The 14,684-nt window shown below is 69.3% G+C and carries 12 protein-coding genes and 1 tRNA gene; 12 read left to right on the top strand and 1 reads right to left on the bottom strand.

From position 1 onward, the window contains the following. Window positions 1–470, top strand: a 470-nt coding sequence (locus tag FED44_RS28285) for a substrate-binding domain-containing protein (protein WP_138462624.1), incomplete at its 5' end; no start/stop codon positions are given. An 812-nt stretch (window positions 471–1,282) separates the two neighbouring features. Here FED44_RS28285 and FED44_RS38245 read toward each other — a convergent pair. Next, window positions 1,283–1,411, bottom strand: coding sequence for a hypothetical protein (locus FED44_RS38245; RefSeq protein WP_262367411.1), 129 nt, complete (start codon window positions 1,409–1,411; stop codon window positions 1,283–1,285). Between the two features lie 90 nt (window positions 1,412–1,501). Here FED44_RS38245 and FED44_RS28280 point away from each other — a divergent pair, with 90 nt between their 5' ends. From FED44_RS28280 to FED44_RS28230, 11 genes are all read left to right on the top strand, one after another. Beyond that, the gene (locus tag FED44_RS28280; protein ID WP_167521618.1) at window positions 1,502–3,403 is read left to right on the top strand and encodes a DUF222 domain-containing protein; all 1,902 of its coding nucleotides are present in this window, start codon (window positions 1,502–1,504) and stop codon (window positions 3,401–3,403) included. A gap of 646 nt (window positions 3,404–4,049) precedes the next feature. Further along, window positions 4,050–5,039 carry a LacI family DNA-binding transcriptional regulator gene (locus FED44_RS28275; RefSeq protein ID WP_138462633.1) on the top strand — a complete coding sequence of 330 codons (990 nt, stop codon included), beginning with the start codon at window positions 4,050–4,052 and terminating at the stop codon, window positions 5,037–5,039. A 79-nt stretch (window positions 5,040–5,118) separates the two neighbouring features. Beyond that, a complete protein-coding gene (locus FED44_RS28270) occupies window positions 5,119–6,117 on the top strand; it encodes an ABC transporter substrate-binding protein (protein ID WP_208759222.1) in 999 nt (332 codons plus the stop codon). Between the two features lie 89 nt (window positions 6,118–6,206). Continuing rightward, window positions 6,207–7,718 carry a sugar ABC transporter ATP-binding protein gene (locus FED44_RS28265; RefSeq protein ID WP_111697905.1) on the top strand — a complete coding sequence of 504 codons (1,512 nt, stop codon included), beginning with the start codon at window positions 6,207–6,209 and terminating at the stop codon, window positions 7,716–7,718. Beyond that, window positions 7,715–8,761, top strand: coding sequence for an ABC transporter permease (locus tag FED44_RS28260; RefSeq protein ID WP_111697906.1), 1,047 nt, complete (start codon window positions 7,715–7,717; stop codon window positions 8,759–8,761). The genes FED44_RS28265 and FED44_RS28260 overlap by 4 nt, the downstream gene beginning before the upstream one ends. Then, the gene (yjfF, locus tag FED44_RS28255) at window positions 8,758–9,744 is read left to right on the top strand and encodes a galactofuranose ABC transporter, permease protein YjfF (protein WP_111697907.1); all 987 of its coding nucleotides are present in this window, start codon (window positions 8,758–8,760) and stop codon (window positions 9,742–9,744) included. The genes FED44_RS28260 and yjfF overlap by 4 nt, the downstream gene beginning before the upstream one ends. 45 nt (window positions 9,745–9,789) lie before the next feature. Beyond that, window positions 9,790–11,439, top strand: a complete 1,650-nt coding sequence (gene araB / locus FED44_RS28250; RefSeq protein ID WP_138462622.1) for a ribulokinase — start codon at window positions 9,790–9,792, stop codon at window positions 11,437–11,439. Then, on the top strand, window positions 11,436–12,095 hold the full coding sequence (locus FED44_RS28245; RefSeq protein WP_111697909.1) for an L-ribulose-5-phosphate 4-epimerase: 660 nt from the start codon (window positions 11,436–11,438) through the stop codon (window positions 12,093–12,095). The genes araB and FED44_RS28245 overlap by 4 nt, the downstream gene beginning before the upstream one ends. Further along, on the top strand, window positions 12,092–13,573 hold the full coding sequence (gene araA / locus FED44_RS28240) for an L-arabinose isomerase (protein WP_111697910.1): 1,482 nt from the start codon (window positions 12,092–12,094) through the stop codon (window positions 13,571–13,573). The genes FED44_RS28245 and araA overlap by 4 nt, the downstream gene beginning before the upstream one ends. A 97-nt stretch (window positions 13,574–13,670) precedes the next feature. Continuing rightward, window positions 13,671–13,743, top strand: a tRNA-Ala gene (locus tag FED44_RS28235). 251 nt (window positions 13,744–13,994) lie between these two features. Further along, window positions 13,995–14,660, top strand: coding sequence for a class I SAM-dependent DNA methyltransferase (locus FED44_RS28230; RefSeq protein ID WP_244302326.1), 666 nt, complete (start codon window positions 13,995–13,997; stop codon window positions 14,658–14,660). Window positions 14,661–14,684 lie beyond the last annotated feature (24 nt).

Raw genomic sequence — 14,684 nt, 5'->3', positions numbered from 1 at the left:
GTTTGGGGCATCGGACGGTGTGGCATGTGGCGGGTCCGCCGAACTGGGTGGATTCGCGGGGCCGGGCGGCGGGGTGGCGGTCGGTGCTGGAGGCGGAGGGCCGGGTGGTGCCCGAGCCGTTGGTGGGGGATTGGACGGCGTCGTCGGGTTATGAGCTGGGGCGGCGGTTGGCGGCCGATGGTGGGGTGACGGCGGTGTTCGTGGCCAATGATCATATGGCGATGGGGGTGTTGCGGGCGTTGCGGGAGGCGGGCCGGCGGGTGCCCGAGGACGTGAGTGTCGTGGGGTTCGACGATGTGCCGGAGGCGGCGTACTTCTGGCCGCCGCTGACTACGGTGCGGCAGGACTTCGGCGTGCTCGGCCGGCAGGCGTTCCGGCTCCTGCTCCAGCGCATCGCAGGCCGGGACGTCGAGTCGGCGCGCCTGGTCGAGCCCGAACTCGTGGTCAGGGAGAGCGCGGCCGCCGCGTGACCGGCCTTCCGTAGCCTGCCCGCCGCCGGTGGGCCTGCCGTCCATTCAGCCTGTGCGGCCCGTGCCCGCTTGCCTGTCGCGCCGCGCACGTGAATGCGTGCCGCTTCCAGAGGTCGGCTATATCAGCGCAATGAGGCTAAATAGGGATATTGAATTCGCTGTCCTGCACCCTTCGCCTGTAGCTCCAGCAAATCTCAGCGCGCGGTTGTCGCCCGGTGTTGATTCGTGGAAGGATTGGAACAGAATATCGAATCGGCGAAGGGGGCGTGATGGATCTGTCTGGCTTCGGCCCTGGTCACCCCCGTGATTCGCATGCCGCTGACGACTGGTGGGATCGCCTGGTCGCCGGCTCGCCCCTTTGGTCGTCAGAAGGTTCGCTCGCCCGCGAATTTGTACCGATCGCCGATTCCGAAGGGCGAAAGCGCGCCAGCCGGTTCAACATCCCGGCGACTTTTCCCTCTGTTCGAGCATTTACGACACGTGCCGGTACTGCCGTTGACGACTCCATCGGCGACGAAACCGCGAATGGCGCTTCCCCCGATGGTTCTTCTGCCGGCGGCCCCGTTGCCGACGGTCCCGTTTCCGGCGCCGCAGCCGGTTCTCCCTCGGTCGCCGGTCACCCAGGAGGTGCAGCCGGCGGCGCCCGCGGTCCCGCCGCTGCTGGCATCAACGCCCCGGAGACCCCGGACGCCCCGGGCACCGACGCCGGTGGCGCATCTGACGGCGTCCCTGCCGCCGACCCGCGTAACGCGGACCAGGACCAGGATGCGGGCCGCGCCACCGACCGCGATAGGGATGCCGGTCGGGAGCATTCAGGAGGTCCGGGCCCAATCCACGATGCGGGCCGGGGTGACGCCGACCGTGGCCGGACTGCCGGTGGTGCGCCCGGTGGTGCGCCTGGTGGTGCGTCGGACGGTGCGTCCGGCAGCGCGTCTGAGCATGGCTTCGGTGGTGCTTGTGGTGTGGGGTCGTCGTCGTGGGTGGCGGTGGCTGCTGTTGGTGAGGCGGCGCGGGCAGTCGCGTTGGTGCCGGTGCCTGAGTCGGCGGAGGTGTGCCTGGCCGAGGCCGAGGAGTTGCTGGCGGCCCGCGATCGCATCACCTCGGCGCTGGCCGCCCGGGTCGGCCGGGCGCATCGATCCGGGGAGGCGAAGAACCACGGGCATGCCTCCACCCGGTTGTGGCTGCGATCCGTTGGCGGGATGACGATCCCGGGTGCGGGCCGGTTGGTGACGATGGGCGTGGAGCTGGGTCGTCTGTCGCGGGTGCGTGAGCGGTTCTCCGAGGGCAGCCTGGCCGAGGGGATCGTGGAGGCGATCTGCACGGCCACTGCGGGGTTGACCGACGAGCAGGCGATCACCGCCGAGGGGATTTTGTTGGAGTTGGCGGGTTCGGCGGGTGCGGCGGAGGTGGCAAAGGCGGGGCGGTATCTGCGGGCGGTGCTGGACCCTGACGGCCACGAAAGCGATGAGCAGGCCGACTTCGACCGCCGGTTCTTCCGGGTGCGGCGGCGCAGGAACGGCGGGCTGGAGGGAGAGTTCTACCTCCCGGTCGAGGCCGCGGCGCGGTTGCAGCACCTGCTGGACGTCTACGCCAAGCCGAAGGCCGAGGGGGATGACCGCACCCCGAGTGTGCGGAACGCGGATGCCTTCATCGCGTTCCTGGAGAACAAGATCGCGACCGAGCTTCTGGTGCTGGTCAACGCCGAATCCCTCCCCGACGACCCCCCAACCGACGAACCTTCACGCACCACCCCCTCAGGTGATCCCACAGCTGACGCCTCTGCCGACCACCCCACTAGCGACCCCTCGCGCACCGACCCGAGCGACCGCCCTGGCCCCGACTCCTCCGGCACCTACCCAGGCTCTGGCCCTGACCCCGACCCTTCGGGCACCGGCCCGTCGGGCGCTCATCCCGCCAGCGACTCTCCGGGCAGTGACCCCGGCCCTGACCTCGGTTCCTGCGGGCCTGGTTCCGTCCCCGGCTCTGACGCCTGCGTCAGGGAGGGCTTTGGCACGCCTTGCGCCGGCACAACCGACGCCGACAGCGAGCCCTGTGCTCCCGAGCGCCCGGCCACAGGCGGCCCGGCCGTCGTCTGGCCGCACTTCGACGCGGCCCACGGCGACGAGCGTGCCGACCTCGGCGAGGTTGGCGAGGTCGACGACACCCGGCAGGGGCACGCCGACGAGGCAGAGACCCACAGACGCCGAGCGTGGAATCCGCAGCGCACTCGTGCGGAGCAGACGCATGCCCCGGATCCCTCTCCCGAGCACGGCGACACTCCTGGCACCCACAGCGAGGACAGTCCAAGCGGGGACTGCTCTGGGGATCGCCGTGCTCACAGCTGCCCCGGCGGGGACCGCCCTGCCGACGACTGCGAGGGTTACCGGCACGCCTCCTGGACAGGCGATGCGTGGCATGAGACGCCCCGGACAGGAGCCGATGCTCCGCCGGGGGTGGAACGCGACGATGACGCGTGGCCGGGGGTGGGGGTCAACAGTCCGCCGCCGGGGGTGTGGTTGCGGGGGTTGCCGGGGCTGATCCTGGCGACCGGGCATCTGCTGTCTGTCGCCGGCGTGCATCGGCTGGCCCGTACCAGCGCTTTGGTGCGGATCGTGATGGATGCCGGTGGGCAGGTGCTGGACATGGGCCGCAAGGTGCGGTTGGCGACCCCGGCGCAGCGGCGGGCGGTCTTCGCCCGGTATGCGACCTGCTGGGTGGACGGCTGCCCGCTGCCCGCCACCATGTGCCAGATCGACCACGCCGAGGACTGGTGCAGCGGCGGGCTGACCGACCTGAAGCTGCTGGGACCGGCGTGCCAGTTCCACAACCGCGACCGCTACCGCCACCCGAACCGCTACACCCGCCGCAAGATCGGAGCCGACCGCTGGGCCTTCACCTACCGAAACCCCCGCAGTGCCTGGCGGCGCGAATGAAATCACCGGCGCGCGAATCGGTACCCGCAGGGGTGACATCGGTGCCTCAGGGAAGCAGGCCGGGGTGAAAGCAGGGACAGGAGAGAAGCAGCGCCAGGCGCGGAAGCGTGTCGCCGTCCATGGGATCGCGAGCCGCTCACGAGGCTGCTCCGGCGGCCGGGGTTTCTGCCTGCTGGGGCTGAGAATCGGTCACCGGGAGCCGAGCACATGGCCCCGGCACGCCTGAAACGTTCGTAGCGATTGGAACGCCCCAAATCCGCCGGTGCTCGTGTCGGTCGCGCTGGCGTCCCCCAGCACCGCCGCTCATGACTACCCTGTGTGACCACCGAACCCGGGCATCCTCGCCGCCGCCACGATCGGCAGGGCCGATGAGCAGGGGTTTCGGTCATGTGAGCAGCTCCTCAGACAGTTCTGTTAACGATAACACAGCCTCTCCACGGATGGGTGAGCGTTAACACCCGGGATTCGGTCACCAGTTAAAGCCGATGTGGCATGTCCGTCAATGCTGGGTTACCGGCATGTTTCGGCGTAACCGGACCGTGACCGGCGACCTCCTTGACGCCGGGTTGTGTTAACGCTCACAGTTCTTGCCAAGCAGTTGAGAGGAGCGACCGTGGGACCCAACGTCGAGCGCCGCCCGCCCGTCATGGCCGACGTGGCCAGGCTGGCCGGAGTGTCGCACCAGACGGTCTCGCGGGTGCTCAACGATCATCCGAACGTCCGCGCCGAGACCCGCACCCGGGTCATGCGGGCCATCGACCAGCTCGGTTACCGCCGCAACCTCGTCGCCCGGGCACTGGTCACCAAGCACTCGCGCACGCTGGGCGTCGTCAGCTTCGACACGACGCTGTACGGACCGGCGAGCACGGTATACGGAATCGAGCAGGCCGCAAGGGACGCGGGCTACTTCGTGAGCATCGTGAGCCTGCGGACCATCGACAGGGCCGGCGTGAACGACGCGATCGGCTACCTCGCCGAGCAGGGCGTCGACGGCATCGTCGTCGTCGCTCCGCAGCGCTCGGCGGCCCGTGCGCTCGACGACCTGCCGGCGGGCATGCCCGCCGTGGCCGTCGAGGGGTGGCATCAGGGCGACGTCTCCGTGGTGAGCGTCGACCAGGTCGAGGGAGCCAGGCTGGCGACCTCGCACCTGCTCGACCTCGGCCATAAGACCGTCTGGCATGTCAGCGGCCCCGCCGACTGGCTGGAGGCCGAAGGGCGGTGTGAGGGCTGGCGCGCGGTGCTGACCGAGGCGGGGCGCCGCGTACCCGACCTGCTGACCGGCGACTGGAGTCCTCGATCGGGCTACCAGGCCGGAAAGCACCTTGCCGCGATGGCGGGCGACGTCACCGCGGTGTTCGTCGCCAACGACCAGATGGCGCTCGGCCTGCTGCGGGCGTTCACGGAGGAGGGGGTGAAGGTCCCCGAGCAGATCAGCATCGTGGGCTTCGACGACATCCCTGAGTCGGAGTTCTTCTCCCCACCGCTCACCACCATAAGACAGGACTTCGGGGCCGTCGGCAGGCGCAGCATCGACGTGCTGCTCCGGCAGATCGAGTCGAACGAGCCGTTGCCCCATGAACGGCTCGTCGTGCCTCCCCAGTTCGTACGAAGGGGAAGCACGACAGGCGCGCGCTAGCCGTACGGAAATCAAACAAATGATCAGCGCTGACCACCTGACCTGTGTTAGCGCTAACAGCGATGAAAGGATCCCCACAGTGTTGAAGAGGATCTCGGCACTGATCCTGGCGGGCGCGACCGCCCTGACGATGGCCGGATGCAGCGGTGGCGGCGACGGCGACTCGTCGGCCAGCAACGGCTCGTCGGGCGGCGGCGACGACAAGATCGTCATGGGCTTCTCGCAGGTCGGCGCGGAGAGTGGCTGGCGTACCGCCAACACCAAGTCCGTCCAGGAGTCGGCCAAGGAGGCCGGCATCGACCTGAAGTTCTCCGACGCCCAGCAGAAGCAGGAGAACCAGATCAAGGCCATCCGCTCCTACATCCAGCAGAAGGTCGACGTGATCGCCTTCTCGCCGGTCGTGGAGTCGGGCTGGGACACCGTGCTCAAGGAAGCCCAGAACGCGAAGATTCCGGTCATCCTCACCGACCGGGCCGTGGATTCCAAGGACACCAGCCTGTACAAGACCTTCCTCGGCTCCGACTTCGTCGAGGAGGGCAAGAAGGCCGGCCAGTGGCTGGTCGACCAGTACAAGGACAGCAAGGACACGGTGAACATCGTCGAGCTGCAGGGCACCACCGGCTCTGCGCCCGCCAACGACCGCAAGGCGGGCTTCGGCGAGATCATCTCGGCCGACCCGAAGTTCAAGGTCATCGCTTCGCAGAGCGGCGACTTCACCCGTGCCAAGGGCAAGGAGGTCATGGAGGCCTTCCTCAAGTCCAACCCCAAGATCGACGTGCTCTACGCGCACAACGACGACATGGGCCTCGGCGCCATCGAGGCGATCGAGGGCGCGGGCAAGGTCCCGGGCAAGGACATCAAGATCATCACGGTTGACGCGGTGCACGACGGCATGCAGGCCCTCGCTGACGGAAAGATCAACTACATCGTCGAGTGCTCCCCGCTGCTTGGCCCCCAGCTGATGGACCTCGCGAAGAAGGTCGTCAAGGGCGAGCAGGTTCCGCCGCGCGTGGTGACCGAGGAGACCACCTTCACCCAGGAGCAGGCCAAGGAGGCCCTGCCCAACCGCAAGTACTGATCGTAAGCACTGATTCCCTCACCGGGCCGCCTCTTCCCGGGGCGGCCCGGTGCCGCGACAGTGAGTAGGAACGAGAGAGGGGCTCCGCTATGGCCGCACCCGCGCCGATCCTGCGGATGAGCGGGATCGGCAAGCAGTTCCCCGGCGTGAAGGCGCTGGACGGCGTCGACTTCCGGCTGCTGCCGGGAGAGGTGCACGCCCTGATGGGCGAGAACGGCGCCGGCAAGTCAACGCTCATCAAGGTACTGACCGGCGTCTACGACATCGACGCCGGCGAGATCGAGCTGGAGGGAAGGCGGGTCGCCTTCTCCAGCCCGCTGGCCGCCCAGCAGGCGGGCATCAGCACCGTCTACCAAGAAGTCAACCTCTGCGCCAACCTCTCGGTGGCGGAGAACATCTTCATCGGCCGTGAGCCGCGCCGGCTCGGCCGGATCCAGTGGAAGAAGATGCGCCGCCGGGCGGAGGAGATCCTCTCCCGCCTCGACCTCGACCTCGACGTGTCGGCGCCGCTGTCGTCGTACTCGCTGGCCATCCAGCAGATGGTCGCGATCGCGCGGGCGGTGGACATCGACGCGAAGGTGCTGATCCTGGACGAGCCCACCTCCAGCCTCGACGCGGGGGAGGTCGCCCAGCTGTTCCGGGTGATGCGCCGGCTCAAGGAGCAGGGCATCGCGATCCTGTTCGTCTCGCACTTCCTCGACCAGATCTACGAGATCTCCGACCGCATGACGATCCTGCGCAACGGCACGCTCGTGGGGGAGTACCTCACCAGCGAGCTGAGCCAGGTCGAGCTGGTCGGCAAGATGATCGGCCGCGAGCTGGCCGACCTGGAGAAGCTGGAGGGCCGCCCGCCCGCCCGTGAGGCCGCGCCGCTGGTCGAGGCCGAGCTGCTGGGCCGGACCGGGGCGATCGAGCCGTTCACGCTCACCATCCACGAGGGGGAGGTCGTCGGCCTGGCCGGGCTGCTCGGCTCGGGCCGCACGGAGATCGCCCGGCTGCTGTTCGGCGCCGACCACGCGGGCACCGGCGCGCTGAAGATCGACGGCCAGGCGGTCAGCCTGCGCACGCCCCGGTCGGCGGTCGCCCGCAAGATCGCCTTCTGCTCGGAGAACCGTCGGGCCGAGGGGCTCATCCCCGACCTCACGGTCCGGGAGAACATCATCCTTGCGCTGCAGGCGGCGCGGGGCTGGACCAGGCCGATCCCGCGGCGCAAGCAGGACGAGCTGGTCGACAAGTACATCTCCGCGCTGAACATCCGCCCGGCCAATCCCGAGCAGCTCGTCAGGAACCTGAGCGGCGGAAACCAGCAGAAGGTGCTGCTGGCCCGCTGGCTGATCCTGGAGCCCCGCCTGCTCATCCTCGACGAGCCCACCCGGGGCATCGACGTCGGCGCCAAGGCCGAGATCCAGCGCCTGGTCGCCGAGCTGTCGGACGGCGGGATGGCCGTGCTGTTCATCTCCGCCGAGCTGGAGGAGGTGCTGCGGCTCAGCCACAAGGTCGGCGTGCTGCGCGACCGCCGGCTGGTGGCCGAACTGGACAACGACGAGAGCCTCACCACGGACAGGCTCACGGAGACGATCGCGAGCGGAGCCATCTCATGACGCGGTTCCTCAGACACCGGCTGTTCTGGCCCGTGGCCATCCTGGTCGCCCTGCTGGCGCTCAACCTCGTCTTCACCGACAACTTCTTCCGGGTGCAGATGAAGGACGGCCACCTCTACGGCAGCCTCATCGACATCGTCCGCTTCGGCGCACCGCTGATCCTCGTCTCGCTCGGCATGACGCTCGTCATCGCCACCAGCGGCATCGACCTGTCGGTGGGGTCGGTCGTGGCCATCGCCGGCGCGCTGGCCTGCCTGCAGATCAGCGACCTGGGCGACCAGAACTCGATCGGCGGGGTCCTCGGAGCGGTCGGGATCGCGCTGGCGCTCTCGGTGGTGCTCGGCGTGTGGAACGGCCTCCTGGTCGCGGGCATCGGCATCCAGCCCATCATCGCCACGCTGATCCTGATGGTCGCCGGACGCGGGCTGGCACAGCTCATCACCGACGGCCAGATCACCACGGTCAACAGCTCGCCGTACAAGCTGATCGGCGGCGGCTACTGGCTCACGCTGCCGTTCTCGATCATCATCGTGGCGGTCGTGCTCGCGCTCACGGCGTTCCTCACCCGGCGTCTCGCGCTGGGCCTGCTCATCGAGTCGGTCGGCGGCAACGCCGAGGCGAGCCGCCTGTCGGGCATCAGCGCCCGCGGCGTCCTCATCACGGTGTACACGTTCTGCGCGCTGTGCGCGGGCATCGCCGGGCTGATGATCAGTTCGAACGTCTCCAGCGCCGACGGCAACAACGCCGGCCTGTGGATCGAGCTCGACGCCATCCTCGCCGTCGTGATCGGCGGCACCTCCCTGGCGGGCGGCCGCTTCTCGCTCGGCGGCACGGTGCTCGGCGCGCTCATCATCCAGACGCTGACCACCACGATCTACTCCATCGGCGTCCCGCCGGAGACCACGCTGTTGTTCAAGGCGCTCGTGGTGACGATCGTCTGCCTGCTGCAGTCCCCGGCCTTCCGCGAGAAGGTGTTCCACCGGCGCAGGCGCCCGCAGGCGCCGAGCCCGGTGACCGAAGAGAAGGTGAGGGTCTCGGCATGACGAGCGTCACCGGTCTGCTGGACCTCCGCCGCACGGTCCCGCAGAAGTACATCCCCGTCATGGTGACGGCGGGCCTGTTCATCGCGATGTTCGTCGCGGGCGGCATCCGCTACGAGGGCTTCGCCACCGGGCAGATCATCCTCAACGTCTTCATCGACAACGCCTTCCTGCTGGTGGTCGCGGTCGGGATGACATTCGTGATCCTCACGGGCGGCATCGACCTGTCCGTCGGATCGGTGGTCGGGCTCTCCACGATGATCAGCGCCAGCCTGCTGAAGGACGGCTGGCCGGCGTTCGGGGTCATGGCCCTGGTGCTGGTGATCGGCGCGGTGCTCGGCCTGGGCATGGGCGCGATCATCCACTACTTCGAGATCCAGCCGTTCATCGTGACGCTGGCCGGGATGTTCCTCGCCCGCGGCCTGTGCTACACGATCAGCACCGACTCGATCCCGATCGAAAACTCGACGTTCACGGCGATCGCCCAGACGCGGGTCGACCTCGGCGGCGACATGTGGGTCTCGCCGAGCGTGCTGATCGCGCTCGTGGTCGTGCTGGCCGCGGCGTACGTGCTGCACTACACCCGGCTCGGCCGCAACGTGTACGCCACGGGAGGCAGTGAGCAGTCGGCCCTGCTGATGGGCCTGCCGGTGGCCCGTACGAAGATCGCCGTCTACACCGTCAGCGGGTTCTGCTCGGCGCTCGGCGGTCTGCTGTTCGCCTTCTACTCGCTGTCGGGATACGGGCTGAGCGCCGTCGGGATGGAGCTGGACGCGATCGCCGCGGTCGTCATCGGCGGCACGCTGCTCACCGGCGGCAGCGGCTACCTGCTCGGCACCGTGCTCGGCGTGCTCGTGCTCGGCCTGATCCAGACGATCATCAGCTTCGAGGGCACGCTGAGCTCGTGGTGGACCAAGATTTTCATCGGCCTGCTGCTGTTCGCCTTCATCCTGCTGCAGCGGCTGATCACCGCCAGGCGCAGATAGCGCGGGCCCGGGTCCCCTCTCCCTTCTCCCTGGTTTGGAGTACTTGTGAGCGCTAACAGCGAGCGTTACGTCATCGGCGTCGACTACGGCACACTTTCCGGCCGTGCCGTGGTGGTGCGGGTGAGCGACGGCGAGGAGGTGGGCGGCGCCGTCCACGAGTACGCCCATCGGGTGATCGAGGAGGCGCTGCCGGGCTCGGGGGTCCGCCTCGGGCCCGACTGGGCGCTGCAGTCGCCGGCGGACTGGATCGACGTGCTTCGGCACACGGTGCCGAAGGCCCTGGCCGCCGCGCAGGTCCCGGCCGAGCAGGTGGTGGGCATCGGCACCGACTTCACCGCCTGCACGATCCTGCCCGTCACCGCCGACGGCCACCCGCTGTGCGAGCGCTTCCCCGAGCGGCCGCACGCCTGGCCGAAGCTCTGGAAGCACCACGCGGCCCAGCCCCACGCCGACCGGATCAACGCCCTGGCGGCCGAGCGCGGCGAGCCGTGGCTGCCGCGGTACGGCGGCAAGATCTCCTCGGAGTGGCAGTTCGCCAAGGGCCTGCAACTGCTGGAGGAGGACCCGGAGCTCTACGGCCTGGCCGACCGGTGGATCGAGGCGGCCGACTGGATCATCTGGCAGCTCGCCGGCGTGGAGACCCGCAACGTCTGCACCGCCGGATACAAGGGGATCTTCCAGGACGGCGCCTACCCCTCGGAGGAGTTCCTGGCCGCGCTCAACCCCGGCTTCGCGGGCTTCGCCGGGAAGCTGGGCACCGACCTCGCGCCGCTCGGCGGCCTCGCCGGCCGGCTGACCGCGCGGGCGGCCGAGTGGACGGGTCTGCCCGAGGGGATCGCCGTCGCGGTCGGCAACGTCGACGCCCACGTCACCGCGGCCGCGGCCGACGCCGTGCGGCCGGGCCAGATGGTCGCCATCATGGGCACCTCCACGTGCCATGTCATGTGCTCCGACCGGCTCGCCGAGGTGCCCGGCATGTGCGGGGTGGTGCAGGACGGCATCGTCCCCGGGCTGTGGGGCTACGAGGCGGGCCAGTCCGCCGTCGGTGACATCTTCGCCTGGTTCGTGGACAACTGCGTGCCCGCCTCGTACGCCGAGCGGGCCGCGGAGGCGGGACTCGGGCTGCACGAGTACCTGACCTCGCTCGCGGCCGGGCAGAAGGTCGGGCAGCACGGACTGGTCGCGCTCGACTGGCACGGCGGCAACCGTTCGGTCCTGGTCGACCACACTCTGTCCGGGGTGGTCGTCGGGCAGACGCTCGCCACCCGCCCCGAGGACGTCTACCGCGCGCTCATCGAGGCGACCGCGTACGGCGCCCGCACGATCGTGGAGACCTTCGAGGCCGCCGGGGTGCCGGTCGAGGAGTTCGTGGTCGCCGGCGGTCTGCTGAAGAACAGGTTCCTCATGCAGATCTACGCCGACGTGCTGCGCCGCCCGCTGTCGGTGATCGGCTCCGACCAGGGACCGGCGCTGGGCTCGGCGATCCACGCCGCCGTCGCCGCCGGGGCCTACCCCGACATCACCGCCGCCGCGGCGGCGATGGGCAAGCGCGACGCCGCGGTGTACGCGCCCGACAAGGAGCGGGCCGACGCCTACGACCGGCTGTACGCCGAGTACCGGAGGCTGCACGACCACTTCGCGGACGGTGATCTCCTGCACCGGCTCCGCGCGATCAGGAACGAGGCCAGTGCATGATCGAAGAACTGCGCAGGACCGTGTGCCGGCTCCACACCGAGCTGGTGCGGTACGGCCTGGTGGTGTGGACGGCGGGCAACGTCTCGGGCCGGGTGCCCGGAGAGGACCTGTTCGTCATCAAGCCGAGCGGCGTGTCGTACGACGACCTGACGCCCGAGTCGATCGTGGTGTGCGACCTGGACGGCCACCTCGTCGAGGGCGACCTCGCGCCCTCCAGCGACACGGCCGCGCACGCCTACGTCTACCGGCACATGCCGGAGGTGAACGGCGTCGTGCACACCCACTCGACGTACGCCTCGGCGTGGGCGGCCCGCGGGGAGGCGATCCCGTGCGTGCTCACGGCCATGGCCGACGAGTTCGGCGGCGAGATCCCCGTCGGTCCGTTCGCGCTGATCGGCAACGACGACATCGGCAAGGGGATCGTGGAGACCTTGACAGGTCACCGTTCCCGTGCGGTGCTGATGCAGAACCACGGAGTGTTCACCATCGGGGAGTCGCCGAAGGCGGCGGTCAAGGCCGCCGTCATGTGCGAGGACGTCGCCCGCACCGTCCACATCTCCCGTCAGCTCGGTGAGCCGCTGCCGATCGCCTCCGGCGACGTCGACAGCTTGTACGACCGCTATCAGAACGTCTACGGACAGAGGAGTCACCTGTGAGGTTTTGGTTCCTGACCGGCAGCCAGGGCCTGTACGGCGAGGACACGCTGCGGCAGGTGGCCGAGCAGTCCCAGCGCATCGCCGAGATCCTCGGCGAGGGGCTGCCGTTCGAGCTCGAGTGGCGGCCCGTGCTCACCGACGCGGCGGCGATCCGCCGGGTGTGCCTGGAGGCGAACGCCGACGACGAGTGCATCGGCCTGATCGCGTGGATGCACACGTTCTCCCCGGCCAAGATGTGGATCGCCGGCCTGGACGCGCTGCGCAAGCCGCTGCTGCACCTGCACACGCAGGCCAACGTCGAGCTGCCGTGGAGTTCCATCGACATGGACTTCATGAACCTCAACCAGGCCGCCCACGGCGACCGCGAGTTCGGTTACATCCAGTCCCGTCTGGGCGTGCCGCGCAAGACCGTCGCCGGGCACGTCAGCGACCCCGCGGTGGTGGCGCGGATCGGCACCTGGGCGCGGGCGGCGGCCGGCCGCGCCGAGGTCGGGTCGCTGCGCCTGGCCCGTTTCGGCGACAACATGCGCGACGTGGCGGTGACCGAGGGCGACAAGGTCGAGGCGCAGCTGCGGTTCGGGGTGTCGGTGAACACCTACGGGGTCAACGAGCTGGTCGAGGCCGTGGACGCCGCCGCGGACGCCGACGTCTCCGCGCTGGTCAAGGAGTACGACGACCTCTACCGGATGGCGCCGGAGCTGCGCGTCGGCGGCGACCGGCACGAGTCGCTGCGTTACGCGGCGCGCATCGAGCTGGGCCTGCGCCAGTTCCTGGAGGGCGGCGGCTTCAAGGCGTTCACCACCAACTTCGAGGACCTCGGCGGGCTGCGCCAGCTTCCCGGCCTGGCCGTGCAGCGGCTGATGGCCGACGGCTACGGCTTCGGCGGCGAGGGCGACTGGAAGACCTCGGTGCTGCTGCGCACGCTGAAGGTGATGTCGGCGGGCCTGCCCGGCGGCACCTCCTTCATGGAGGACTACACCTATCACCTCACTCCCGGCGAGGAGGTCATCCTCGGCGCGCACATGCTGGAGGTCTGCCCGACGATCGCGTCGGACACCCCCTCCTGCCAGATCCACCCGCTCAGCATCGGCGGGCGCGAGGACCCGGTCCGGCTCGTGTTCGACGCGGCGCCCGGCCCCGCCGTGGTGGTCGGCCTGTCCGACATGGGCGAGCGGTTCCGGCTGGTGGCCAACGAGATCGACGTGGTCGCCCCGCCCGAGCCGCTGCCGGCCCTGCCGGTCGCGCGGGCCGTCTGGCGGCCCCGGCCAGACCTGCGCACCTCCGCCGAGTCCTGGATCACGGCGGGCGCCCCGCACCACACCGTGCTGTCCTCGGCCCTCGGGGCCGAGGAGCTGACCGACTTCGCCGACATGCTGGGCGTCGAACTGCTCGTCATCGACGAGGCGACCACTCCCCGGCAGTTCGCGAAGGAACTGCGGTGGAACCAGGCCTACTACCGGCTCGCGCAGGGATTCTGATCGTCCGGACGGGCCCCTCCCCCGGCTTCCCGGGGGAGGGGCCCGTCCGCCGGTTACCCGCCTCCGCGCCGACTCCTATACACTGGCTGCGTCGCACGGGGCTATAGCGCAGCTGGTAGCGCACCTCCATGGCATGGAGGGGGTCTGGGGTTCGAGTCCCCATAGCTCCACAGACAGCTTCACAAGTAGCTTCACAAGCAGGATCGTCGAAGGGCGGTCGGACGGCGCGGCGCGCGGTCCGACCGCCCTTCGTCGTCGTTCCCGGGCTCGGCGGGCGCGGCCGACGGCGTAAGGGTTGACAATGATCATTGACTCGTTTTCCGCTGAAAAGCCTAAATAGCTTCGGTATGTCTTGACTTGATCGGGCGAAGCCCCCTATCTAGAAGAAAGCAAATACAGCTGATCACCAATGGCGGCCATGATGACAATCGAGTCAGGACCGGACAATCCGCGTCGGGAGTACCGGGCCATGCAGGCCGAGGCGTTCAATCGCATCGGAGCCCGGTACGACGAGGCGTTCCCACACAAGGAGGGACAGGTCGCCGCCGGTGAATGGTTGATCAAGCAGCTCCAGCCGGGAGCGCGGGTCCTCGACGTGGGCTGCGGCACCGGCGCTCCCACCGCGCAGCAGTTCGCCGAGGCGGGCTGCGAGGTCACCGGCATCGACATCTCCCCGGTCATGCTCGACCTGGCCAGGAAGAACGTGCCGGTCGGCACGTTCTTCGAGACCGACGTGGTCGACCTCGACGCCTCGCTCGGCACGTTCGACGCCGCGACGGCCTTCTTCAGCCTCCTCATGCTGCCCCGGCCCCAGATCGAGCGGGCGCTCGGCCGGATCCACGCCGTGCTCGCGCCCGGCGGCCTCTTCTCGCTGAGCATGGTGGAGATCGACCTCGACGACGTGCCCTTCCAGTTCCTCGGCGCTCCCGTGCGGGTGACGGGGTATCTGCGCGACGAGTTGCGCGAGGTCGTCGAGGCCGCGGGATTCACCGTGCTGTCGGAGAACCACCTCTCGTACGCGCCGGCGACCACGCAGGCGCCGCCGGAGATCCAGCTCTTCGTCAACTGCCGGCGTGACCATCGCTGAACGGCCGCATCCGTGTGGGGAGGC

Origin of the sequence: Microbispora triticiradicis (genome assembly GCF_005864065.1) — a bacterium.
GTDB classification, from domain to species: domain Bacteria; phylum Actinomycetota; class Actinomycetes; order Streptosporangiales; family Streptosporangiaceae; genus Microbispora; species Microbispora triticiradicis.
This window is presented reverse-complemented; position numbering and strand designations above follow the sequence as displayed.